At 61.2% G+C, this 21753-nt stretch carries 23 protein-coding genes and 1 tRNA gene; 12 read left to right on the top strand and 12 right to left on the bottom strand.

Annotated features, from left to right (window positions below; translation table 11 throughout):
• The first annotated feature begins 6 nt into the window (after positions 1–6).
• Positions 7–1350 carry an N-succinylarginine dihydrolase gene (gene astB, locus C8D92_RS10505; RefSeq protein WP_095610329.1) on the top strand — a complete coding sequence of 448 codons (1344 nt, stop codon included), beginning with the start codon at positions 7–9 and terminating at the stop codon, positions 1348–1350.
• A gap of 236 nt (positions 1351–1586) precedes the next feature.
• Here the strand turns inward: astB and C8D92_RS10500 are convergent, their stop codons facing one another.
• Positions 1587–2228 carry a TetR/AcrR family transcriptional regulator gene (locus tag C8D92_RS10500; RefSeq protein ID WP_095610330.1) on the bottom strand — a complete coding sequence of 214 codons (642 nt, stop codon included), beginning with the start codon at positions 2226–2228 and terminating at the stop codon, positions 1587–1589.
• Positions 2229–2364: 136 nt separating this feature from the next.
• Between C8D92_RS10500 and C8D92_RS10495 the strand changes: the two genes are divergently transcribed.
• The 3 genes from C8D92_RS10495 (at position 2365) to C8D92_RS10485 (ending at position 7673) form a co-directional block, all read left to right on the top strand.
• Positions 2365–3423 (top strand): efflux RND transporter periplasmic adaptor subunit, encoded by a 1059-nt coding sequence (locus tag C8D92_RS10495; RefSeq protein WP_243402424.1) that lies wholly within the window; start codon positions 2365–2367, stop codon positions 3421–3423.
• Positions 3420–6434: an efflux RND transporter permease subunit gene (locus tag C8D92_RS10490; protein ID WP_116919332.1), complete on the top strand. Its 3015-nt coding sequence runs from the start codon at positions 3420–3422 to the stop codon at positions 6432–6434. The genes C8D92_RS10495 and C8D92_RS10490 overlap by 4 nt, the downstream gene beginning before the upstream one ends.
• A gap of 144 nt (positions 6435–6578) precedes the next feature.
• Positions 6579–7673 (top strand): malate dehydrogenase, encoded by a 1095-nt coding sequence (locus C8D92_RS10485; protein WP_095610333.1) that lies wholly within the window; start codon positions 6579–6581, stop codon positions 7671–7673.
• A 104-nt stretch (positions 7674–7777) separates the two neighbouring features.
• On the opposite strand, the gene astE is transcribed toward C8D92_RS10485, so the two are convergent.
• The 5 genes from astE to C8D92_RS10460 all read right to left on the bottom strand — a co-directional run bounded on the left by astE (position 7778) and on the right by C8D92_RS10460 (position 11973).
• A complete protein-coding gene (gene astE / locus C8D92_RS10480) occupies positions 7778–8785 on the bottom strand; it encodes a succinylglutamate desuccinylase (protein ID WP_116919331.1) in 1008 nt (335 codons plus the stop codon).
• A gap of 4 nt (positions 8786–8789) precedes the next feature.
• Positions 8790–9512 carry an ABC transporter permease gene (locus C8D92_RS10475; protein ID WP_095610335.1) on the bottom strand — a complete coding sequence of 241 codons (723 nt, stop codon included), beginning with the start codon at positions 9510–9512 and terminating at the stop codon, positions 8790–8792.
• 3 nt (positions 9513–9515) lie between these two features.
• A complete protein-coding gene (locus C8D92_RS10470) occupies positions 9516–10220 on the bottom strand; it encodes an ABC transporter permease (RefSeq protein WP_116919330.1) in 705 nt (234 codons plus the stop codon).
• Between the two features lie 57 nt (positions 10221–10277).
• Positions 10278–11030, bottom strand: a complete 753-nt coding sequence (locus C8D92_RS10465) for a transporter substrate-binding domain-containing protein (RefSeq protein ID WP_095610337.1) — start codon at positions 11028–11030, stop codon at positions 10278–10280.
• Between the two features lie 151 nt (positions 11031–11181).
• Positions 11182–11973, bottom strand: a complete 792-nt coding sequence (locus C8D92_RS10460) for an ABC transporter ATP-binding protein (RefSeq protein WP_095610338.1) — start codon at positions 11971–11973, stop codon at positions 11182–11184.
• Positions 11974–12339: 366 nt separating this feature from the next.
• On the opposite strand from C8D92_RS10460, the gene C8D92_RS10455 reads away from it, so the two are divergent.
• Positions 12340–12528, top strand: coding sequence for a hypothetical protein (locus C8D92_RS10455; protein WP_116919329.1), 189 nt, complete (start codon positions 12340–12342; stop codon positions 12526–12528).
• 8 nt (positions 12529–12536) lie between these two features.
• Here C8D92_RS10455 and C8D92_RS10450 read toward each other — a convergent pair whose 3' ends face one another.
• The gene (locus C8D92_RS10450; RefSeq protein WP_095610340.1) at positions 12537–13010 is read right to left on the bottom strand and encodes a DUF4442 domain-containing protein; all 474 of its coding nucleotides are present in this window, start codon (positions 13008–13010) and stop codon (positions 12537–12539) included.
• A gap of 156 nt (positions 13011–13166) precedes the next feature.
• On the opposite strand from C8D92_RS10450, the gene C8D92_RS10445 reads away from it, so the two are divergent.
• The 4 genes from C8D92_RS10445 to C8D92_RS10430 all read left to right on the top strand — a co-directional run bounded on the left by C8D92_RS10445 (position 13167) and on the right by C8D92_RS10430 (position 16361).
• The gene (locus C8D92_RS10445; protein ID WP_116919328.1) at positions 13167–14378 is read left to right on the top strand and encodes a multidrug effflux MFS transporter; all 1212 of its coding nucleotides are present in this window, start codon (positions 13167–13169) and stop codon (positions 14376–14378) included.
• Between the two features lie 234 nt (positions 14379–14612).
• A complete protein-coding gene (locus C8D92_RS10440) occupies positions 14613–15149 on the top strand; it encodes a hypothetical protein (protein WP_116919327.1) in 537 nt (178 codons plus the stop codon).
• Positions 15150–15166: 17 nt separating this feature from the next.
• A complete protein-coding gene (locus C8D92_RS10435) occupies positions 15167–15970 on the top strand; it encodes a sterol desaturase family protein (RefSeq protein WP_095610343.1) in 804 nt (267 codons plus the stop codon).
• Between the two features lie 175 nt (positions 15971–16145).
• Positions 16146–16361, top strand: a complete 216-nt coding sequence (locus tag C8D92_RS10430) for a hypothetical protein (RefSeq protein ID WP_095610344.1) — start codon at positions 16146–16148, stop codon at positions 16359–16361.
• Positions 16362–16459: 98 nt separating this feature from the next.
• On the opposite strand, the gene C8D92_RS10425 is transcribed toward C8D92_RS10430, so the two are convergent.
• Positions 16460–17005, bottom strand: a complete 546-nt coding sequence (locus tag C8D92_RS10425) for an NUDIX hydrolase (RefSeq protein ID WP_095610345.1) — start codon at positions 17003–17005, stop codon at positions 16460–16462.
• A 212-nt stretch (positions 17006–17217) separates the two neighbouring features.
• On the opposite strand from C8D92_RS10425, the gene C8D92_RS10420 reads away from it, so the two are divergent.
• Positions 17218–17604: a hypothetical protein gene (locus C8D92_RS10420; RefSeq protein ID WP_095610346.1), complete on the top strand. Its 387-nt coding sequence runs from the start codon at positions 17218–17220 to the stop codon at positions 17602–17604.
• Positions 17605–17857: 253 nt separating this feature from the next.
• On the opposite strand, the gene C8D92_RS10415 is transcribed toward C8D92_RS10420, so the two are convergent.
• Positions 17858–18250, bottom strand: a complete 393-nt coding sequence (locus tag C8D92_RS10415; RefSeq protein WP_116919326.1) for a DUF2306 domain-containing protein — start codon at positions 18248–18250, stop codon at positions 17858–17860.
• A gap of 123 nt (positions 18251–18373) precedes the next feature.
• On the opposite strand from C8D92_RS10415, the gene C8D92_RS10410 reads away from it, so the two are divergent.
• Entirely contained in the window at positions 18374–18913 is a 540-nt protein-coding gene (locus tag C8D92_RS10410; RefSeq protein ID WP_095610348.1) for a PadR family transcriptional regulator, read from the top strand.
• 32 nt (positions 18914–18945) lie between these two features.
• Positions 18946–19356, top strand: a complete 411-nt coding sequence (locus C8D92_RS10405) for a DUF2141 domain-containing protein (RefSeq protein ID WP_095610349.1) — start codon at positions 18946–18948, stop codon at positions 19354–19356.
• A gap of 476 nt (positions 19357–19832) precedes the next feature.
• Here C8D92_RS10405 and C8D92_RS10400 read toward each other — a convergent pair.
• From C8D92_RS10400 to mutY, 3 genes are all read right to left on the bottom strand, one after another.
• A tRNA-Phe gene (locus C8D92_RS10400) sits at positions 19833–19908 on the bottom strand.
• Positions 19909–20230: 322 nt separating this feature from the next.
• Positions 20231–20512 (bottom strand): oxidative damage protection protein, encoded by a 282-nt coding sequence (locus C8D92_RS10395; protein ID WP_095610372.1) that lies wholly within the window; start codon positions 20510–20512, stop codon positions 20231–20233.
• A 161-nt stretch (positions 20513–20673) separates the two neighbouring features.
• On the bottom strand, positions 20674–21753 hold the full coding sequence (gene mutY, locus C8D92_RS10390) for an A/G-specific adenine glycosylase (protein ID WP_116919325.1): 1080 nt from the start codon (positions 21751–21753) through the stop codon (positions 20674–20676).

Genomic DNA, 21753 nt, shown 5'->3' with positions numbered 1-21753 from the left:
GCCGCTATGAGCCAGCCCGCCCAGGAAGCCAACTTTGACGGCATCGTCGGCCCCACCCACAACTATGCGGGGCTGTCGTCCGGCAATGTGGCGTCCCAGTCCAACCGCAATGCCGTATCGAACCCCCGTGAGGCGGCCCTGCAGGGCCTGGCGAAGATGAAGCGCCTGGCTGACAGGGGCTTCCTGCAGGGGGTTCTGCCGCCTCACGAACGGCCTCATTTGCCGACATTGCGTCACCTGGGTTTTTCCGGGTCGGACGCCGATGTGCTGCGGCAGGTTTCACAACAGCAGCCCTCACTGCTGGCGGCTGTCAGCTCGGCGTCGGCTATGTGGACGGCCAATGCCGCAACGGTATCGCCCAGCGCCGACACCCGGGATCATCGGGTGCATTTCACACCGGCGAACCTGAACGACAAGTTCCACCGCTCCATCGAGCACGATGTGACTGGGCGAGCGCTGAAAGCGATCTTCACGGACGAGGCCTATTTCGCGCACCATCATTCGCTGCCGCCGGTGAGTGCATTCGGCGACGAGGGCGCGGCCAACCACACACGGCTTTGCTCGCAGTACGGCGAGCCCGGTGTGGAGCTGTTCGTCTACGGTCGGTCGGGCTTTGATGCGAGCGCACCGAAACCGTCACGCTACAACGCCCGCCAGACACTGGAAGCCTCACAGGCGATTGCCCGGATGCATGGGTTGCACGACGGGCGGACGGTGTTTGCACAGCAGAACCCGGCCGCCATTGATGCCGGCGTGTTCCATAACGATGTGATTGCCGTCGGCAACGGCAACGCGCTGTTTTACCACGAGCAGGCCTTCCTCGATGAGCCGCGTCTGCTGGACGACCTGAACGCCGCGATGCCCAACGGCGACCTGCGGACGGTCCGGGTGCCGGCCTCGGACGTGCCGATGGGCGACGCCGTGTCGTCCTATCTGTTCAACAGCCAGCTTCTGACCGGGCCGGATGGGGGCATGACACTGCTGGTACCCGGTGAGTGTCAGGAAACGGCCAGCGTGAAAGCCTACCTGGATCGACTGATGGCCTCGGACGGCCCGATCACCAGTGTCGAAGTGGCCGACCTGCGCCAGTCCATGCGCAACGGCGGCGGACCAGCGTGCCTGAGGTTGCGAGTGGTGCTCACCGGCGACGAGATTGCCGCCATGCACGACGGCATCCTGCTGACCGATTCCCTTTACAAGCGACTGGTCACATGGGTCGAAGGTCACTACCGCGACGAAATCACCCCGGACGATCTGGCCGATCCGATGCTCCTGGAAGAAAGCCGCCACGCGTTGGATGAACTGACCGGGATTCTTGGGTTGGGGTCAATCTACGAGTTCCAGTGGTAGCGGTGTTTGCCACGGAATTCACCGAAAAACACTGAAAAAAGATTCGCCGCGGAAACCGCGGAAGGACGCGGAAAGAAATGATGGGTTTGCCACGGAATAACACCGAATAACACGGAAAGCGCCCTCTGGGGCGCGAAAAGAAGCAGCGAATCAAGCCCTCTAACCTGTCGTTCTCTTTATTCCGCGCCTTTCCGCGGTTTCCGCGGCAAAGTCGTCATTATTCCGCGGCGAATTCGTTAATCAGCCTTCAACGAATGCGTCAGCATCGCCATCGTATGGGCAATCAGCGCATCGCCGGAGTGTTCGGCCAGGGGGCCGGATTCGCCCATTTCCTGCTGCACCATCATGATCACGCCGTGGAGGGCGCCCCGCAGGTAAAGTGCGGTCTGGAACGGGTCGGACACGCGCTCTCTGGAGAGCGTGCCGTCCTTCAGGCCGTTTTCCAGCGCCTCCACCATCATGTGCATGGTGGCCTGTTCGGAACAGACCATGGTGTCGGCTTCGTCTTCCCCCGCTTCCTGCATGGCGGTTGTCGCCTCGGTCAGTGCGGCGAAGTAGTTGGGTTCCTCCAGATAGAAATGGTAGTAGGACTGTCCCATGGCGCCGATCTGCTCCAGTCCCGTCTTCCTTGAGTCCAGTGCTTCCCGGAATCGCTCCCGCAATCGCTCGGCCGCGCGTAGCATGATGCCTCGCTGAATGGCGGCCTTGTCGGTGAAGTAAACGTACAGCAGGGCCCGGCTGACCATGGCTCCCCGCGCAATGTCGTCCATGGAGGTGCGGTGGTAGCCCTGCTGGCAGAACACCACTTCCGCCGCATCGAGGATGGCATCGCGCCGGTCCTGCTTCTCCTGTTCGCGCCGTTTCTGGTGATTGCTCATTCAGTGATTCCGGTCGGTGAGATTGAACGCCCGCGCATTATAACGTGCTTTGACACTCTGTCATTGACAGTCTGTCAAAAAATGACATGATGTCCAGTAAAACCTCCGCGTGTGACTTCCGATGAAGGTGACTGACATGCTCCGCTGCTTTCGACTCCTGCCGTTTCTGTTGCTGGCTTTCAGTGCCGTGAGTCCGGCCCAGACGCCGGCGCCCGAACCGGTGACGGTGCGCACGGCACCGGTCACCGCCAATGGCGAATCCGCCGCACCACTGCGATTTGCCGGCATTGTTCAGGCCCGCCAGCGGGCGACGCTGACGTTCCAGGTCAGCGGTACGTTGACGGACCGGCAGGTGGAGTTGGGCGAGCGGGTCGCGGCGGGTCAGGTGCTGGCCCGGGTCGACAACCCCGGTCTGGAGCCGGGGCGGGATTCGGCCGAGGCGCGACTGGATGAACTCAAGACCCAGCTGGCCCAGGCGGAACGCGAACTCAAGCGGTCGCGGCGTCTCTATGAGCGCGGCGTCGTCTCCGAGCAGAATCTGGAGCAGCTGAAAGCCCGCCGCGACAGTCTCAAGGCCAGCGTCGCCACCGCACGTGCCTCGCTCGCCGAAGCCGACCAGATGGTCGCTGAAAGTGCCTTGACGGCGCCATTCGGAGGTCGGGTGGAAGCGTTGATGGTGGAAGAGGGCGAGTTTGTGGGTGTCGGCCAGCCGGTCATGCGCCTGTCCTCCCCGGATGGCCGGGAAGTGGAAATCCGTGTGCCCGCCTATCTGCTCGGGCAGGTTGAACGGGGCCAGACGTTGCCGGTCTGGTCCGTCCAGAACCGCGATGCCGGTTCCGTCGACGGCAGGGTGGTCGAGATTGCCCAGCCCGGTTCGGTGCGTGGTGAATTGCACCCGATTCTGGTGGCGTTGCCCAAGGACAGCCTGAGCGTGGGGCTTCCCGTCGAAGTGGGCGTCCAGCCCCGATTGCGGGCGAGCCTGACAGTGCCGTTGCTGTCGGTTATGCGCTCATCCGGCGGCACCAGCGTATTCGTCGTTCGGGACGGGAAGGTGCAGCGGGTGTCTGTGACGGTTGACCGGATCATCGGTGAGCGGGTCGCGATCGAATCCGGGGCGTTGTCGGCGGACGAGCCGGTCGTCTATTCGGGCATGACAAAACTGCTGGACGGTGATCCGGTGGAGGTGCGGCGATGATCGACCGCCTGCTCCGCAACCGCCGATTGCTGGGCATGGTGGTGACCATGCTGTGCCTGCTGGGCATTGCCGCCTACAACACCATGCCCCGTCAGGAAGACCCCAGCTTTCCCTACCGGGCCGCCATCCTGACCGTCAGTTACCCGGGTGCAAGCGCTGATGACGTGGAGCGGCTGATACTGAGGCCACTGGCTGACGAACTCCTGCAGGTGGAAGAGGTCGATTTTGCCCGGGGCACGGCGCGCACCGGTGTGGCAATCTCCAACATCCGGCTGCAGGACACGATCTACGAAACCGACAAGGCCTGGGATCGGGTTCGCCGGGCCATCGACCGGGCCCGGCAGGAGTTTCCCGACGATGTGGGGGCGATCAGCCTGGATGACCGCATCATCGACATCCCGGCGGTCACTCTGGCTGTCAGCGGCTCGCCGTCGGTCACCGAACTGACCGGGGTGGCCGAGCGGCTCAAACAGAATCTCTCGGACATCCCCGGTCTCTCGCGTATTGAGCTCGATGGGGACGCCGACGAGCAGATCACACTGGCGCTGGACGATGCGGCGCTGTACCGGCTTGGTATCTCGCCCGCGCGCATTCTCAACACCCTGTCCCGGCGCAATCAGACCACGCCTGGCGGGTTTGTGGTCGTGGATGGGCGGCGGCTGTCGATTCTGCCCAATAGCGAATTCCAGAGCCTAGAGGCGATCCGCGCCACGCCCATTGCCTTACCCGACGGCTCTCAGGTGCCTCTGGCCGCTGCCGCTGATGTCTGGCGGGGGCCGGCGGAGCCTCGCCAGCCGGAAGCCTGGCTCGACGGCGAACGGGTGGTGCTGCTGAACCTGATTATGGAGGAGGGCACGACGGACGCGATCCGGTTTGGCGAGCGGGTCCGCGAGCGCATCGAGGCGATTCGCGGGGAGTTCGAGCCCTACAGCATCGATGAGATGTTCTTCCAGCCGGACAAGGTGGAGGAGCGTCTGGAAAACCTGGCCTGGAGTCTGGTGCTGGCGGTCGTGATCATCGTGGCGGTGGTGTTCACGGGGATGGGCCTGCGCATGGGGCTGCTGGTGGCCTCGATCCTGCCGATGGTGGCGATGATCAGTGTCGGGCTCTACGACATGGGTGGCGGCGTTCTTCACCAGATTGCCGTGATTGGCATGGTGATCTCGCTGGGTATCCTGATTGATAACGCCATCGTCATGGTCGAGAGCATTCAGTCGGGGCTCGATCATGGTCGGTCCCGGTCGGAGGTGTTCCAGCGGTCGGTCCGGGAATTGGCGGGCCCGCTGGGTGCCTCCACGGGGACCACGATCGCCGCGTTTGCCCCGCTGCTGCTGGCCAAGGGCGGTACGGCCGACTTCACGCGCGGTGTGCCGGTCATGATCATGCTGACCCTGTCGGTCAGCTATCTGCTGGCGATTTCGGTCGTGCCCATGCTGGCGGTGCGCTTCCTCAAGCCCCGCAATCAGGCCGGTCGAGACCGGCTGGCGGGCCTGTCCCGGTGGCTGGGCGCCCGGGTTGCGGGCATGCCGGGCGGGCTGATCCTGATCGGGGGCGTCATGGTGGCGATCAGCCTTGGCATGACGCCGTTCATGAAGCAGCAGTTCTTCCCGAACGCGGATCGACCCAGGGTGGTCGTCGAGCTGTTCACGCCGGAAGGCACGGACATCGCCCGTACCGCCGAGCTGTCAGCCGATCTGGAGCGGGCCATTCGCCAGAAGCCGAATGTGTTGACCGTTCACCGTTTTGTCGGATTTGCCGGCCCCACCTTCTATTACAACCTCAGCCGCTATCCGCGTGCCGCCAATCGGGGTCGGATCGTTGTCGAAACGCCGACGTTGGAAGACACCACCGCGCTGGTCCGACAGGTTCGCGAGGAAACCCGTGAGAATTTCCCGGAGCTGGACGTTCGCGTCGGCATTCTTGGCCAGGGGCCACCGAGGGTGGCGCCCGTGGAAGTACGCCTCTACAACGCCAGTGACGATCAACGAGCCGAGGCGGTCAAGACCGTCTATGCCGGTCTGAGGCAGGCCAGCAGCACGGTCGATGTGCGTCACGATCTGGACCCGGGGGTGCCGAGCGTCGCCATCCATGTGGACGACGCCATAGCCGCACGTTACGGCATCAGCCGGGCGGATGTGGCCCAGAGCCTTTACGGACAGAGCTTCGGTGCCGTTGCCGAGCGTTACCGGCAGGAAGACGATCCGATCCCCATGGTCCTGCGCTCCCGGGAGGGGACGGCGCTGTCGTTACCGCGCCTGTTGTCGATCAACCTGTACAACGATCAGGGCCAGGCCGTGCCCCTGTCCGCTGTCGCGACTCTGGAAACGCGTTGGGAGCCGGCCTCCCGGTTCCTGCGGGACGGTGTCCGGGTCAACGCCGTGACCGCCAACCTCAAAACCGGGCACAGCTTCAGTCAGGCACTGGACTCGCTGGAACAGTATCTGGCCGACCACCCGCTGCCCGAAGGCACCCGAATGGCGTATGGCGGTGATGCGGAGGGCTCGGACGAGGCCAATAACGCGCTTCTGACGACCGCACCGATCGGTGTGCTGCTATTGCTGTTTTTCCTGCTGCTGCTGTTCAACTCCTTCGTGCGTGTGGGCATTGTCCTGCTGACGGTGCCACTGGCGGCCGTGGGGATCTTCCCGGGGCTGGTGTTGTCGGGCAATCCGTTTGGGTTCCAGTCGCTGCTGGGCGTGATCGCGTTGGTGGGGATCGTGGTGAACAACGCCATCGTGCTGCTGGATGTGATGGATCGGAAGCTCGAGGAAGGACACCCCATCCGCGATGCCGTCCGGCGGGCCGTCGAGGAGCGCACGCGTCCCATCCTGCTGACCACCGGCACGACGGTGGCGGGGCTCCTGCCGCTGGCCTTTTCCAGTTCCACGCTCTGGCCTCCCATGGCCTGGGCGATCATCTCCGGCCTGCTGGCCGCGACGGTGCTGACGCTGCTGGTGGTGCCCGCAGTCTGCGTGAAGCTGGTCCGGCCCCGACACCCGGAACCGGCCTGACCGGCGCGTGTCGCTTCCGGACCAGCCGGCCAGGCCCGTGTGCACCAGAATGATGACAGTCGCTTGACACTGCCATCGGCATCTCGTTTGATGGCGGTTCTCTCGTAGAGCCACGGTTTTCAAGGTTTGCAATGAGGTGATCCCATGAGACGTCCGGTTCGAATCGCGGTCACTGGGGCCGCCGGCAGCATCAGTCACTCGCTGCTGTTCAAGATCGCAACGGGCGAGATGGTCGGCCACGATCAGCCGGTCATCCTGCAACTGGTGGAAATGCCGGAGGCCATGGAGCCTCTGCGCGGTATCGCCATGGAGCTGGAAGACTGCGCTTTTCCGCTGCTTCACAGCATCAGCCTGCACGACAACATTGAGGAAGGGGTCGTCGGCGCCCACTATGTGATGCTGATTGGCGCCAAGCCGCGCGGACCGGGTATGGAGCGCAGCGAGCTGCTCACCGCCAACGCCCCGATCTTTGCCAAGCAGGGCAAGGCCATCAATGAGCATGCGAACCGGGACGTGAAGGTGCTGGTGGTGGGCAACCCGGCCAACACCAACGCGCTGATTGCCAGCCGCAACGCGCCCGACCTGAGCCCCGCCCAGTTCACGGCACTGACGCGCCTGGACCACAACCGGACCCGGGGTATTCTGGCGAACCGCACGGGCGCCAACCCCAAAGCCATCCGCCAGGTCATCGTCTGGGGCAACCACTCGTCGACTCAGTTCCCCGACCTGCGTCATGCCACCATCTACGGTGAACCGGCATTCCGCCAGATCGACCAGAAATGGTACCGGGAGCAGTTCATCGAAAAGATCCAGAAGCGCGGCTCCGCGATCATCGATGCGCGGGGGCATTCCAGTGCCGCATCGGCCGCTCAGGCGATCATCAACCACATGTATGACTGGATCAACGGCACGCCCGAGAACGACTGGGTCAGCATGGGGATCGTCAGTGACGGCAGCTACGGCATCGAGAAGGGCATTTTCTACTCCTTCCCGGTGCGCTGCGACTACGGTCGGTATCAGATCGTGCAGGGTCTGGAGATCAGCGAGTTCGCCCAGCAGAAAATGACCGAAACCGAGCAGGAGCTGATCGACGAGATGCGCACCGTCGGCGACCTGCTGCCGGCGGAAACGGAAGAATCCCATCGTAACCTCTCCGTCTGCCTGCGCTCGGGCATCACCCTCTACGACGACGGCATCTCACTGCCCAAGCAGTACCTGCAGACGGATCGGGTGCGGTAATCGTTTCGCCACGGAAAGACGCGGAAAACACGGAAAAGTGACGAGTTGCGACTCGTCCTCGCGCCCGAAGGGCGCCTGTCCGTGTCGTTCCGTGGTTTCCGTGGCTACTTCACCTCTCTCACCATCAACCCCACCCGATGCCCCTTGGGCACCTTCGGGTTCGGGAAGACAATGGCCTCCGGCCGGTCGCCCACTGTGTAGTCCGTTGTCCGGTCGCCCCAGATGATGATCCCGGGGGCGTATTCGGTGAAGTTGGGCGTGTCGTCGCTGACGTGGAAATGGAAATCCTCGCCGGTGTGAATGATCTCGTGGACGACTTCAAAACGGGTCAGTTTGCGGTCGGTGGCGGGCGCCGGTTCGCCGCGCAGGTGGCGGCGCAGGGCCCGGTCGATGCCCCGGAAGTCCTCAGGGTTGTTCTCGCCGAAGGGGCGGACCTTGCCCAGCTCGATGGTCAGGCTCTCGCCGCCCAGATCCACCGCAGTGAAGGCTGAGAAGGTGGTGGCGCCGGTGTGCTGGAGCAGTAACGTGTCCACGTCCGCATCCAGCAGGAAACGGCACTGGTCGTCGCTAATGGTTCGGTCCGGCACCCAGGGGTAGAGCGCGAACTTCTCCCGGTGGGAGGGGCGAATGGCCGTGTGCAGATCGTAATGCACCAGGCGCTCCGCGCTTTCGGCGAATGCCAGGCAGAACTGCTCCAGTTGTGCGGCCCGCTCGGTTTCATCGCACGGCTTGTAGTCCGGGTGTTGATGGGCGTCGCTGAACAGCCGGTTCATGTTGTACGTGACGAACCGCTGATCGGCGACCATCGCCGGTGGGTTGCCGAGGATCAGCAATGTCGGACAGGTGGCCGTGAGGTCGCCTTGCAGGAGTGACTGCACCAGCTCGTTGAGGATCTCGATGGGGGCGGTTTCGTTGCCGTGAACGCCAGCAGACAGGATGGTATGCGGGCCGGACACCTGCGCAGGGTGCACGCAAAGTACGCCGGTGGCCAGTCGTTGCAGGCGGCCCCCATCCGGCAGCGCGACATCGCCCACGGTCGTTGGCAGGCCCGCGTTGGCCAGAGTGTGGCTGAGCCAGTCCGGGTGGCCCTCGAACAGGTCGGTGTTGGTCATGGCGTTACTGATTCAGTGGTTTCAGGTGGCGGAGCATTCGACGCTCCAGACGCCTGAAACAATAAACAATCAGGAACGTCAGCGCCATGTAGATCACCGCGACGGCAATAAACGCCACGAAGGGGGCGTAAAACCGTGAGTAGATGTCCCGCGCGGCGCCGGTCAGGTCGACAATGGTCACCACGCTGGCGATGGCGCTGGCGTGGAGCATGAAGATGACCTCATTGCTGTACGCCTGCAAAGCCCGGCGGAAGGCGCTGGGCAGGATGATTCGGCGCATGCGCAGCAGCCAGGACATGCCGTAGGCCTGTGCCGCTTCGATCTCGCCGTGGGGTGTCGCCACCAGCGCGCCGCGGATGATTTCCGTGGTGTAGGCCGCTGTGTTGAGGGTGAACGCCAGCAGGGCCGGGTAGAAGGGCTCCCGGAAGATGTCCCACCAGAAGGTGTCCTGGATGCCGTCAATCTGCCCGATGCCGTAATAGATGATGTAGAGCTGGATCAGCAGTGGCGTGCCCCGGAAGATGTAGGTGTACAGCCACACCGGGCCGGAAACAAAGGGGTTCTTGACCGTTCTCAGGATCGCCAGCGGCACGGCCAGAAGCAGGCCAATGACCAGCGACAGGAAAACGAGCTGAACGGTTGTGACCAGGCCATCCCAGTAGTGACCGACCGTTGTGGCGGTAAAGATGGCGTTCTGGTTCAGCAGGTCGGCGAGAAATTCAGGCATGGTTCAGGCGCCTCCCGCAACGCCGACATTGGCGCGTTTGTTCAGCCATTTGATGGCCAGTTCCGAAATGGCGGTCAGCGTCAGGTACATGGCCGCCACCGGAATGAAGAATTTGAAGGGTTCGTGCTCGGCCTTACTGGCCTGTTCCGCGATGCGGACCATGTCCGACAGGCCGATGATGGAGACCAGCGCGGTGGTCTTGAGCAGCACCTGCCAGTTGTTGCCCAGCCCGGGCAGGGCGTGGCGCAGCATCTGTGGAAACATGATGCGGAAGAAGATCTGGACCCGGCTCATGCCATAGGCACGTCCGGCTTCGATCTGACCGCTGTCCACGGCCAGGAAGGCGCCACGGAAGGTTTCTGTCATATAGGCGCCGAAGATCAGTCCGATGGTCAGAACGCCGGAAATGAACGGGTCGAACTGAACAAAGAAATCGATTTCGTAGTTGTAGTACAGATAGTCGGACAGCCGGTTCATCAGCACCTGCCCGCCATAGTAGAACAGCATCATCATGACCAGGTCGGGGATGCCGCGAATGACGGTGGTGTAGAAGGTGGCAATGCCCTTGGCCGAGCGACTGCCGGACAGCTTCGCCGAGGCACCGAGGAGGCCGATACCCAGGGCCAGCGCCAGCGAGGCGAATGCCAGTTCGGTGGTGACGAGAGCGCCCCGGAGCAGCTCCGGGCCATAGCCATGAAAATCGAGCATGGACGCAGTGATCCGTGACGGTGCGGGGCCGGCACAAGGCCGGCCCCGGGGAGTGGTTTACATCTTGATGTTGTAGTCGAAGTACTTGTCCATGATGGTGTCGTACGTGCCATCATTCTTGAGCGTCTTCAGCGCGGCGTTGATTTTCTCCGCCAGCTCGGTGTCGCGCTTGCGCATGGCAACGGCCACGCCCTTGCCGAGCTTCACCGGCTCGCCAACCACCTTGTAGTTGTCTTCACTCAGGAAGTACTCCTCGCCGACCGGATAATCCACGAAGGTCAGGTCCAGGCGATCACTTTCCAGGTCCAGTACCATGTCATCGGCGGTGGTGTAGCGCTTGATGTCCACCACGTCACTCATGTTCTCGGTGACGTAATTGTCCATGGTGGTCCCGCGTTGAACACCCACGACTTTGCCCTCCATCGCGGACATGTCGGTGACGTCCACTTTGGTCTTCATCTTGCCGAACCAGGCGCCCGGCGTGATGTAGTAGGGCTCGGAGAACAGCACACGCTTGGCGCGGTCTTCGGTGATGGACATGGACGACATGATGAGATCGTACTTCCGGGCCAGCAGCCCGGGAATGATGCCGTCCCAAGCCTGGATCACGAATTCACACTCACGCCCCATTTCCTCGCACATGGCGCGCGCCAGCTCGACCTCGAAGCCGGTCAGCTCACCGTCGGGTGTCTTGTACTCGAACGGTTCGTAGGGCACATCAAAGGCAATCCGCAGCGGGCGGTCCTGCGCCTGGGCCATGCCAGCCATCATGGCCAGGATGCAACCCGCGGCAATCAGCAGTTTTTTCATGTCAGAAACTCCGTCGTTTTACTTTTTATCAACTGTGTTGATGGAATTCGGCGGTGCAGACACACCGCCGGAAACGCCATGCGTCCGGAAAGACGGAACGCATTGGACGAATCTTGGGAAAGCCTAGCAGGCATCGGGCCAGGTTGAGACGTCACGCCGTCGACCTCTGCTGAAAGTTGGGGGTCAGGAACTGCTTCATACGCTCCGAGGAGGGGTTGTTGAACACCTGATCCGGTGTTCCCTGCTCCTCGATCTGCCCCTCGTGCAGGAACATCACCTGATTCGACACGTCCCGGGCGAATGCCATTTCATGGGTCACCACAATCATCGTGCGCCCCTCTTCGGCCAGATCCTGCATCACCCGAAGCACCTCACCGACCAGTTCCGGGTCCAGGGCGGAGGTGGGCTCGTCGAACAGCATGACCTCCGGCTCCATTGCCAGGGCCCGGGCAATGGCTGCCCGCTGCTGCTGACCGCCGGACATCTGGGCCGGGTAGTAATCCTTGCGCTCGTAGATGCCCACCTTGTGGAGGTAGGCTTCCGCCCGCTCGATTGCTTCCTTTTTCGGAACCTTCAGGACGTGGACCGGCGCCTCGATGATGTTTTCCAGAACGGTCATGTGGGACCAGAGGTTGAAGCTCTGGAACACCATGGAGAGCTTCGCCCGGACGCGTTCCACCTGGCGCTGATCCGCCGGAACGCGGAGGCCTTTGCGGTTGTGTTTGAATCTCAGGGGCTCGCCATGAAGGATGACGTCGCCGGCCGTCGGGGTCTCAAGCAGGTTGATACAGCGCAGGAAGGTGCTCTTGCCGGAGCCGGAGCTGCCGATCATCGACACCACATCGCCCTTGCGGGTTTCCAGATCCAGGCCCTTGAGGACCTCGGTATCCCCGAACGATTTGTGGATGTCCCGGCATACAAGCGGGGCACTGTCATCGGCCATGGAATGCTCCTGGTTTATTGGGGCAGGCGTCCGACCCTGCCTTTGTCATTGGTTTACCTGTCAACAATAGTCCGATACCGCCACTGCCGAAAGCGTTCGGGGGAAATCGGGCGCTGTCAGCCGGTTCCATGGCGACGGCATTTTTTTACGGACTGTGGCCCAAAAAATCAATAGTGATCCCATTTCGGGCCAAAATCACCCTCAAGCACCGTTCCGCACGTGTCGCTTGGTACGTTTGTGCAGTATTTCAAAGACTGTCGCTCGTCCCGGGTGAGCCGGTTCGTTATGGTTCATAGTGGACATGTCGGTCGTGTGCCGACAGTCCGTTTCGATAACAACAACCACGCCCCCATCAGGATTGCGTCCATGGCAGTAACGCAGGAAGTGCTACTTGAACAGGATCTGCTCCGGATCGTTTCCCGGGCGGATGAGTCCAGCGAGGGCCGGGTCTACCTCGTCGAAATTGATGGCCGCGAGACCCTCCACAGTTTCAGCACCTTCGAAGCGGCACGTCAGTTTGTGGCGATGCTCGCGCCCGATTCCTCTCCGGAGTAGCTGGTCTGTCACGCCCGCTTCAGGCGCACGTAGAGCGTCTTGTGAACGCGGGCGACCACCTCTCCCTCCTCGTCGGTAATTGCCACTGTCCACTCCGGTAACTGCTTGTCACCGTTTGCGGCTGCCTTTCGGATCGCGTCGACGCGGTCGTCCGTCAGCTCGAAATGGGCCGTGACCGTGCCCCGCCCGGGGCGCAGGAAGTCGATGCTCGCCGACTTGTCCCAGACGATGTAATCGTTCCCCAGCCGCCGCATGAGCAGCAGCATGTACATGGGATCGACCATGCTGTAGAGCGAACCTCCAAAGTGTGTGCCCACATAGTTGGTGTTGAACCAGCGCTGGCGCATGGTCACCGTCGCCGAACTGAAATCGTCCTCAATGTGGGTGATTTTCACGCCGGCACCGACGTAGGGGCCGAACACATTGAGTGCTTTGCGCATGGCGCCGGCCGTGGCGAACCAGCGTCGGATAGTGGCATTCATCAACAGACACCTTGGTTATCTATGAGTAGACTGGGTGAAAATGTCGCGAGCTAACCGAACGCGACGCCCCTCATGGTACTGAATTCATACGACCGTTTGAATCCTCCGGCTCTCCGGATCGGCAGCCGGCTCGCGTCGTTCTGACAGGAGTCCCTCATGCCTCACCTTCAACTGGCCATCCTTCTCGGTATGACTGTCGCGCTGGGCCCGCTGGCATTGGATGCCTACCTGCCCGCCTTTCCGGATATCGCGGCCGCGCTGGGCGTTACGCAGGCGGATGTGGGTCTGAGTCTCAGCGCCTATGTATCGACGCTGGGTCTGGCACAGCTCGTGGGTGGTCCTCTGTCAGATCGCTATGGCCGAAGGGGGGTTCTGATGGCTGGGCTGACCGTGTTCGCGTTATCGGCGCTCATGGTGTCCCAGGCCGGCACGCTGGCGGAGCTGCTGGGATGGCGGATTGTGCAGGGCATCGGGGGCGCCTTCTGTGCCGTTTCCGTGCCCGCGATTGTGCGGGACCAGAGCCACGGGCAGGATGCCGCGCGCCTGTTCGGCCTGATCGGGCTGGTGATGTTTGTCGCTCCCGCGGTGGCGCCGTCACTGGGCACCCTGCTGCTGACCATCGGGGACTGGTCCCTGATCTTCCTGTTCCTGACCGGGTACGCGGTATTGCTGGCGATCACGCTCAATCTGCTGCTGTTCCGGCGTCTGCCGAAACATGAGCCGATTCATACGCCGGTTGCAACACTGGTCACGAACTACTGGCAGGTGCTGCGCCATCCGCTGACGATGCGCTTTATTGGGATTCAGGCCCTGTCGTTCAGTGTGATGATGGTGTTCATCACCCACGCGTCATTCATCTATCAGGAATGGTTCGGCCTGACGAAAACCGGCTTCTCGGCGCTGTTCGCCTCCAACGTGGCGGCCATGGCCACACTGAACCTCCTGAACCGGGCCCTGCTCAAGCGGTTCGAATCGGTGGACATCCTTCGCACGCTGGTCGTGATCCAGTGTCTGGCGATCTTTGGCGTGATGATCGCCGCCTCGCTCGGTGCGCCCTGGTACGTGTTCGCCGGGTTTGTCATCGCCTCGGTCGGCTGCATGGGCGCCATCATCCCCAACAACATGGCCAACGCGCTGGAGTATTTCCCCCATCTGGGCGGCACCGCCTCGGCCCTGCTCGGTGGTACGCAGTTCACCATCGCCGGGGCTATCAGCGCCATCTCGGCGAGCATCGGTGCCCACACCCTCACGCCCATTGTGGGAATGATGATGGTCGGGTCTGTCGGGGCGACGGTTCTGGCGGTCGGGGCACCCCGGGCCGTGCGTCGTGGCCGTGAACAACCTGCCCGGACCGAAGGCGCCATCTAACCCTCCCGTCTGGCCGCTCCAGACGGGGCGGTCGGATTTCCTCGCCGCTGTTCTCACTTGGTTCGCGGTCCATTTTGAGTGGATTTCACCGACCGCTGCACCCAAATCCGACTCCCGACCGTACAACCCCACTGAGAACACCAGCGCCGGGTTGGTTGAGATCTGATCAGCGGCGTAAAGTGATGGTTGCGCGCCCTTGTTGTGGCAGGGGTGTCGGGAGAGGAGAGCAGAATAATGACAAACGATCGAAGCCTGTGGCTCTTACGCAAGGGGCTGATCCTGTTGCCGGTCCTGTTGGTGCTGGCTCTGGCTCGCTGCACCAGTGAACCGGCCGATGAGGACAGCAAAATGGTGAGCGCGGCGGACTACGAACCGCCGGCGAAAGAGCAGTCGGAAGAAGCACGCCCTTTCACCGCCAACGATATCAAGGCGGCCATGCGCAAGCACATCCAGAAGCGCACAGAGCATGGTAATCCCGGCGTATTCGAGATCACCGACCCGCGCACCAGCCAGACGTTGGCGCTTCAGTTCCAGACAATCCACGACCCGGTGCGCACCATGGGCGGCGGACACTATTTCGCCTGTACGAACTTCGCCGCCGTCGGTAACCCGTACAAGACCTACGATCTGGACTTCTGGCTGCAGATGCATGACGGCGAGCTGGTGGTCTACGAGGAGAACGTGCACAAACTGCCGGTGCATGAGGGCGGCGAATGGCGTCAGCAGCCGCGCTATAATTTCGTCAACGACCGGATCAATCTCCTCCGGTAAATGGTGGAGGGGCAGCGATGGATGACGTGAAGCTTCCCGTCTTCCTGGCCGGGTTCGCCCTGTTCTTCCTGCTGGAAGGACTGATGAGTGCGCGCCCATGGCAGGATGCGCGGGGCAAGCGCCTGCGTATGCACGCCACTGTGGCGGTGGTGAACACCGTCCTGCTTCGCGTGGTCCTGCTGGCTCCCTTCCTGTACTGGACTGAGTATGTGTTCCAGCAGGGCTGGGGGCTGGCGCCGATCATCGGCTACAGCGGCATTGGCGGCATCGTGGCCACGATCATCGTGCTGGACATGTTCGACTACTGGTGGCACCGCTTCAATCACCGCGTCGGACTACTCTGGCGGTTCCACAAGGTGCATCACGTCGACACCCATGTGGATGTGACCACCGCCCTGCGGTTTCACCCGGGCGAGCTGTTCATCTCGTTCTTCGTGAAGCTGGTGTGGATTGCACTCTGGGGACCGTCGGTCGTGGGGTTCGTCGCGTTCGAGATCGCCGTGAGTCTGGCCAGCCAGTTCCATCATTCGAACATCGATTTTCCGGACCGCTGGGAGCGTCTGCTGCGCTGGGTGATCGTCACGCCCCGGTTCCACACCAGCCACCACACGGTGAAGCGGCGGACTGGCGACGCCAATTTTGCCACCATCTTTATTATCTGGGACCGCTTGTTCGGCACCTATCAGGAGCCGGACGCGGAGGAAATGAAAGAACTGGGGTTGTCGGAAGGGCGTGATGATTACCTGTCACTCGCCACCTGGCTGACCGAGCCGCTGACGCCGCGAAACCAGAATCAGGCCAACCCGGAACGGTCATTGTGAAACCTGTATGGCCGTCACAACGTAAGAGCTAGTGAGGTTCTGATTGTCGCGGGTGGCCGCAGGTTGTCGGGACCAGACCCTTGAAGTGCCAGCCGGAGGGCGCACGGTGTGCTCCCAATGTCGCGTTGCGGGCGCGCCCTTCGGGGACATGAATGACAAAAACGAGGAGAGACCCATGAGACAGTTTCGATACATCCTCGCGCTGCTCGCCTTCGTCGCAGGCCTGGCCATGACCGGTCCGGTGATGGCGGCCGATGAGCACGGTGGTGATGCGGTGGAAACCGAAAGCGGTGATGAGCATGCCGGCGAAGAAGCCGAGGAAGAGTCCGATGAGCATGCGGGCGAGGAAGCCGAGGACGAATCGGACGAACACGCTGGCGACAGCTGGTAACGCGTTTTCCCGGGTGAGGCTCGGGGCCCATCTCGTTATGAACTCCTTGACCTGGCAGGAGGCGTAAAGCGCCCCTCTGCCCGGTTTTTTGTGAGCCGTCACGCGCGGCGCTGGAAGTCCCGGAGCATGCTGTAGCTTAGGCCCCAGATGCAGTGCCCATCGTACCGGTAGCAGGGCACTCGCAGGGTGCCCAGCGACGTCCGCCAGAGTCGGACGGAACGCACGAGATCTGTGTGGGGAATCCACACCATCCGATCCACCTCGTGATTCTGCATTGAATCCTCAGGCCCCCGCCACCGATACACATACGGCGTCACCACCATCGGCCGCCAACGGCTGTGCTCTCGCGTCACCAACTCCGCCAGACGCCCCTCCAGCTCACCGTGCGACGCCAGATCCAGACCCGTTTCCTCCAGCGTCTCCCGCTCCGCCGTCCGCTGCGGATTCCGATCCTGAGCTTCCATCCGCCCACCGGGAAACGCCATGTCTCCGGACCACGGATCGCCATCCCGAACGGCGCGTTGGATGAAAAGCAGCTCCTGCTCGCCCGACGAATTGGTCCGGTGGATCAGGGCGACTGACGCGCGGGCCAGGTAGCGGCGTAGGGGGATTTTCTGGGGGCGGAGGGTGTGAAGCGTTGGCATGGTGGGCGGTCTTGTTTCTGGGATAACCGCACCGTAACGAAAAAGCCCCCAGCGTGGTAGGCGCCGGGGGCTTCCAGAATTCGTGGTGCCCGGGCGGGATTGAATCACCCACACGAGGGTTTCAAACCACCATCTGTGGTGGACACTTCGTTGACACCTGAATCGGGGTCGATAGCATGCGCTGTAGTGCCTTCAACAGGGAGAGTGAGCGCATGAAGTTTCTTCGGCTCGTCGCGGCCATCGTGGTCGGCAATCTGATAACCATCGCCATCATGACCGCGTTATGGGCGTGGGTCATGTCGGAACTGGTCGGGGCGATGGATAGTGTCTTTGAGTCGAGTGATTCCCCGTACCATCACGACGACTCGACCCACACAGCGCCTCCCATCGACTGGGAGCCGGATCTCTCGACCATTTCCAAACCGTCTGGGCCAACAGCTGAAGAGAGGGAAAAGGCTCAACAGCACCGCCGAAACCTTCGAAGTGCCCGTCAGATGTGCCAGTTCTGGCGCGAACAGTATAGGGACGAGCCGACCAAGCGAAACGACGCTTACAAAACGAACGCCTGTCTTCGATTAAAGAACTTGCGTAGTCGGTGAGTGTCGGTGCTCTCTGATAGCCGCTTGAGAAGTCGACATTGTTTCGGATCTGTCACGGTTTTTGGACAGTCTCGTCAAGGGCATTGGGGGGGGGCAGAGCCTGGCGCCTTGTTTGTATGCTTTAGCTATCACGCCAACAGTATGAAAATGACCTTGGTTCAACGACCTATGAGCTATGCGCAGAGCAAGCTTGCTTAACGGTAGATATTGAAACCATCCAAGTCATCAGAGAGCTGGCTGCGACTGGTACTTTTTAAAGCAGCATTTCGTGCATCATCCGACCAGGTAACAGGGTCAGGGCGCCCGTTAAAATCAGAGCTAAGAAGTAGGTTGCAGACATGGTGATTGCATGGGTTCTGTGTTTACCAACCCTTGCCGCCCAGACGCCAACTCCCAAGATAATCAGGGTAAATATCGACAGCCCGTGAATAGGGCTCCATAGACCCCACAGCTGGATTTCGTGGATGAAAAACGAGGTCAGAGATACGGCCGCCATGAAAACTACCCAGCTCCATCCCGCTATCCGATGAACTCGGGTTCCTCTCGGAAGAACTAGCTGCAATCCGCCGATGACGACGGCGATGGCTGCCAATACGACATGCCACTGTATGGGCAACGACGCCTGAGCGAACAACTCCAGATTCATTAAAACTTCTCCAAGTCGGACGTCCGAGTGTGTTGATCATTTTACGCACAGAATACTTATATGCAACAATGTGCATATAGTTTATTGGTCGCTCGATAGGGCTGAGAGAAGGAGAACACAGCAATGGCTCTCAAATATGCGCTGCTGAGCTGCCTGAACGAATCCCGGGCAACCGGATACGAGTTGACGCAGTTGCTTCGAGAGCGAATGGGAAATGTCTGGAATGCCAGTCACCAGCAAACCTATCGTGAACTTGCGAAGTTGCGTGACGAGAAATGCGTGACGTTTGAAGAAGTGCCGCAAAGCGATAAACCGGACCGAAAGGTGTATGCCATTACTGAGCGCGGCCGCGGAGACCTGGCGGAGTGGGTAAATGAGCCTTCAGAACGACCGAGAGTACGGGATCCCCTGTTGCTTAAAATGTTCGCCGGTGAGCTATGGGATATAGCCAACCTCAAGGCAGAAATTGAGGGACATAGGATCCATTGGCAGGCGACTTTGGATCGCTATCTGGCAATTGAGTCGCGTTACTTTTCCGATCCGGAGAACCTGCCGTTTCATTACAGGCTTCAGCATCTCGCGCTTTTGCGGGGGATCGACGTCAACCGGTCCTGGCTCGAATGGTCCGACAATGCCTTGAGCGTGATTGAGAAAGAGAAATAAGCGCCAAATCTGTCGAAAGAGAGGAGAAATCTATGAAAATGCTAGCGTTGATGTTGCCGGTGATCGGTTTCAGTGGCGCACTTTCGGCGGAGACCATTACCGTTTCCCTGAACAGCAGTGAACCGTTGCTAGGAGAGCTAAGCCTCGCGCTTTTTGATAAAGATTCTGAATTTCCAGATGGCAAGCCTTTGGTGGGAATACGAAAGCGATGGAGTGGCGAGTCCATGAAGTTGACGCTGAAAGACGTCGAGCCTGGCCTTTATGCCATTGCTGCGTACGTCGATGAGGATGGCAATCATAGCCTGAGCAAGAACTTTGTCGGCATACCTACGGAGCATTATGGGTTTAGCGGCGAAGCAGGCTTTGGTGAGCCGTTGTTTGAAGATGTGTCCTTTGAAAAGGGTCCTGAAGAAAGAACGGTTCGGGTTTCCCTTGATCAGTAATCGCCTTCGAACCGAAAGGGAGAATAAGTGTTGAGCCAGGCGTTCTGGCGGCCTGCTTCCAGGGTATTCGGTTTGAATGCGCGAGGCTGGGAAATGAGGTGGACTGAATCAGTTGGACCATCTCATGGTGCCCATAGGCGTGGTATTTCGCCCGTAACCGGAAAAAAGCCAGTACGTCGAGATCGTCGTTGTTGATCGGAAACCCCTTCGAGCCTGTTTTGGTCGATCGAGCCGGATGACAAGAATCACCGACCATAGAAGAGGCAAGAGCGCGACGAATTTCTGGATAAGGCGTCTGCGGCAGCGGATTTTTCCCTGATTCGCTTTCCTGCTCAGTTAAGTGACAACAAAGTCGATATCCTTTTGAAGCTTGGCATCGCTCAGGAGAGCATTGAGCGAAGAGAACGTTGGAATGCGTGATCTCGACCAACGAAAAAGCCCCCAACACCAAAGGCGCTGGGGGCTTTCAGAATTCGTGGTGCCCGGAGGCGGAATCGAACCACCGACACGAGGATTTTCAATCCACTGCTCTACCGACTGAGCTATCCGGGCACATTGTCAGCAATTTTTTGTTCAGTGCTTGCCTGACACCGGCAGCCTTCCGGCTGCTCCACTGCTAGCTCCTGCCGCAAATCGTAGATTTGCGTCGTTCGGCTGCGCACAAAGCGTTGCTTTGTAACCGCTTGCCTCACCCAACTGAGCTATCCGGGCACATTGTCGACGGTTTTGATGTCGGTGCTCGCCTGACACCGGCAGCTTTCCGGCTGCTCCGCTGCTGGGGATACCCCGCGAGCAACGGGGCGCTATTAAACCGATTTCCCGTTTTTGAGTCAAGGGCCGGGCCGGAAAATCGGTGAGATCGGCCAATCGGTGATCAGTTTTTGTCGTCCTCGGGTGGCACGAAGCCCTCGGCCTGGTCGAAGGGCTCGTTGTCGAGGAACTTCTCCATCTGCGACTTGAGGTATTTGCGGGCGAACGGGTCCATCATGTTCAGGTGTTTTTCGTTGATGAGCATGGTCTGCTCGTTCTGCCACTCCTGCCAGGCCTGCTTGGAGACGGTTTTCCAGATTTCCTCGCCTTTGGCGCCGGGCATGGGCGGGTAGTCGAGGCCTTCCATTTCTTTCTGGTATTTGCGGCAAAAGACGGTGCGGCTCATTCGGGTGTCCTCGTTTTGGAGTCTCCGGTCCGGCCCGCCCCGGTGGTCTTGCCGACAAGACACGCTGTGAATACATCCCTGTACGCTCGGCAGATGCCATCCGTGGCATCTGACGGTCTGTCGGCAAGACCACCGGGGCGAGCCTCCGTGTTGGGGGAACCTTAAACTGCGTCGGTTCCTTCCAGCAATGATGTCTGGTGTCTCGATTCCAGTAGTTTCCGGATTGGCGCGGGCAGGCCGAGTTCGGGAATCGATGATTCGGCGACGAAGGACTGGTCGTTGTCGGCGATCGCCGTCTGGCCCTGCACGACCATGCGCACTGGGTGGATCTGCAGGTGGTAGTGGCTGAAGGTGTGGCGAACGTCGGGCAGTGGGTCCGGTTCGCTGCAGGCGAGCCCCAGTTGGCGCTCAACGGCTTCGGGCAGTTCGTCGAGGGTGATGGCCGGGTCCAGTTCCGGGAGGCTCCAGAGGCCGCCCCAGATGCCGTTGGGCGGGCGGCGCTCCATCAGCAGCCGGCCGTCGCCGTCTTCCAGCACCAGCGCCCAGGTTTCCTTCTGGGGTTTGGCTTTCTTTGGCTTGCGCTCCGGGAGGTGTTCGGTCAGGCCCTGAGCGTGTGCCTCGCAGCCGTCGTTGACCGGGCAGAGGTGGCAGTCTGGCTGGCGGCGGCCGCAGACCATCGCGCCCAGATCCATGATGGCCTGGGTGTAGTCGCGGATGCGCGTGTCGGGCGTGTGCGCCTCGGCGTGCCGCCAGAGCTCGCGTACGACGGCGGTCCGGCCCGGCCAGCCGTGGACGGCGTGGTAGCGGGCCAGTACACGTTTGACGTTGCCATCGAGAATCGCCGCGCGGATGCCGTGGGACTGGGCGAGAATCGCCGCCGCGGTGGAGCGGCCGATGCCGGGGAGGGCTTCGAGCGCGTCCTGATTGGTCGGGAATTCGCCGCCGTGCTCCGCCATAACAGCCTGTGCGGCTTTCTGGAGGTTGCGGGCACGGGCGTAGTAGCCCAGCCCGGACCAGTGCTGCAGCACATCGTCTGTCGGTGCCTCGGCCAGCGCCCGCACGTCCGGGAAGCGCTCCATGAACGCCCGGAAGTAGGGGATGACCGTGGCGACCTGGGTCTGCTGGAGCATGATCTCTGAGACCCAGACCCTGTACGGCGTCTGGTTGTGGTGCCACGGCAGGTCCTTGCGGCCGTGGCGGTCGTACCAGTCGAGCAGTCGTTCGGCGAAGGTGTCGGTCAT

It is taken from the genome of Tamilnaduibacter salinus (genome assembly GCF_003096655.1).
Classification (GTDB): domain Bacteria; phylum Pseudomonadota; class Gammaproteobacteria; order Pseudomonadales; family Oleiphilaceae; genus Tamilnaduibacter; species Tamilnaduibacter salinus.
This window is presented reverse-complemented; position numbering and strand designations above follow the sequence as displayed.

Excerpts from the sequence above, each read along its gene's own strand:
- C8D92_RS10450 (WP_095610340.1), bottom strand. The coding sequence starts at position 13,010 with ATGAATGCCACTATCCGACGCTGGTTCGCCACGGCCGGCGCCATGCGC.
- C8D92_RS10495 (WP_243402424.1), top strand. The coding sequence starts at position 2,365 with ATGCTCCGCTGCTTTCGACTCCTGCCGTTTCTGTTGCTGGCTTTCAGT.
- C8D92_RS10415 (WP_116919326.1), bottom strand. The coding sequence starts at position 18,250 with ATGAATCTGGAGTTGTTCGCTCAGGCGTCGTTGCCCATACAGTGGCAT.
- C8D92_RS10465 (WP_095610337.1), bottom strand. The coding sequence starts at position 11,030 with ATGAAAAAACTGCTGATTGCCGCGGGTTGCATCCTGGCCATGATGGCT.
- C8D92_RS10410 (WP_095610348.1), top strand. The coding sequence starts at position 18,374 with ATGGCTCTCAAATATGCGCTGCTGAGCTGCCTGAACGAATCCCGGGCA.
- C8D92_RS10405 (WP_095610349.1), top strand. The coding sequence starts at position 18,946 with ATGAAAATGCTAGCGTTGATGTTGCCGGTGATCGGTTTCAGTGGCGCA.
- C8D92_RS10440 (WP_116919327.1), top strand. The coding sequence starts at position 14,613 with ATGACAAACGATCGAAGCCTGTGGCTCTTACGCAAGGGGCTGATCCTG.
- astE (WP_116919331.1), bottom strand. The coding sequence starts at position 8,785 with ATGACCAACACCGACCTGTTCGAGGGCCACCCGGACTGGCTCAGCCAC.
- C8D92_RS10460 (WP_095610338.1), bottom strand. The coding sequence starts at position 11,973 with ATGGCCGATGACAGTGCCCCGCTTGTATGCCGGGACATCCACAAATCG.
- C8D92_RS10470 (WP_116919330.1), bottom strand. The coding sequence starts at position 10,220 with ATGCTCGATTTTCATGGCTATGGCCCGGAGCTGCTCCGGGGCGCTCTC.
- mutY (WP_116919325.1), bottom strand. The coding sequence starts at position 21,753 with ATGACCGACACCTTCGCCGAACGACTGCTCGACTGGTACGACCGCCAC.
- C8D92_RS10490 (WP_116919332.1), top strand. The coding sequence starts at position 3,420 with ATGATCGACCGCCTGCTCCGCAACCGCCGATTGCTGGGCATGGTGGTG.
- C8D92_RS10425 (WP_095610345.1), bottom strand. The coding sequence starts at position 17,005 with ATGCCAACGCTTCACACCCTCCGCCCCCAGAAAATCCCCCTACGCCGC.
- astB (WP_095610329.1), top strand. The coding sequence starts at position 7 with ATGAGCCAGCCCGCCCAGGAAGCCAACTTTGACGGCATCGTCGGCCCC.
- C8D92_RS10445 (WP_116919328.1), top strand. The coding sequence starts at position 13,167 with ATGCCTCACCTTCAACTGGCCATCCTTCTCGGTATGACTGTCGCGCTG.
- C8D92_RS10500 (WP_095610330.1), bottom strand. The coding sequence starts at position 2,228 with ATGAGCAATCACCAGAAACGGCGCGAACAGGAGAAGCAGGACCGGCGC.
- C8D92_RS10420 (WP_095610346.1), top strand. The coding sequence starts at position 17,218 with ATGAAGTTTCTTCGGCTCGTCGCGGCCATCGTGGTCGGCAATCTGATA.
- C8D92_RS10485 (WP_095610333.1), top strand. The coding sequence starts at position 6,579 with ATGAGACGTCCGGTTCGAATCGCGGTCACTGGGGCCGCCGGCAGCATC.
- C8D92_RS10395 (WP_095610372.1), bottom strand. The coding sequence starts at position 20,512 with ATGAGCCGCACCGTCTTTTGCCGCAAATACCAGAAAGAAATGGAAGGC.
- C8D92_RS10455 (WP_116919329.1), top strand. The coding sequence starts at position 12,340 with ATGGCAGTAACGCAGGAAGTGCTACTTGAACAGGATCTGCTCCGGATC.
- C8D92_RS10430 (WP_095610344.1), top strand. The coding sequence starts at position 16,146 with ATGAGACAGTTTCGATACATCCTCGCGCTGCTCGCCTTCGTCGCAGGC.
- C8D92_RS10475 (WP_095610335.1), bottom strand. The coding sequence starts at position 9,512 with ATGCCTGAATTTCTCGCCGACCTGCTGAACCAGAACGCCATCTTTACC.
- C8D92_RS10435 (WP_095610343.1), top strand. The coding sequence starts at position 15,167 with ATGGATGACGTGAAGCTTCCCGTCTTCCTGGCCGGGTTCGCCCTGTTC.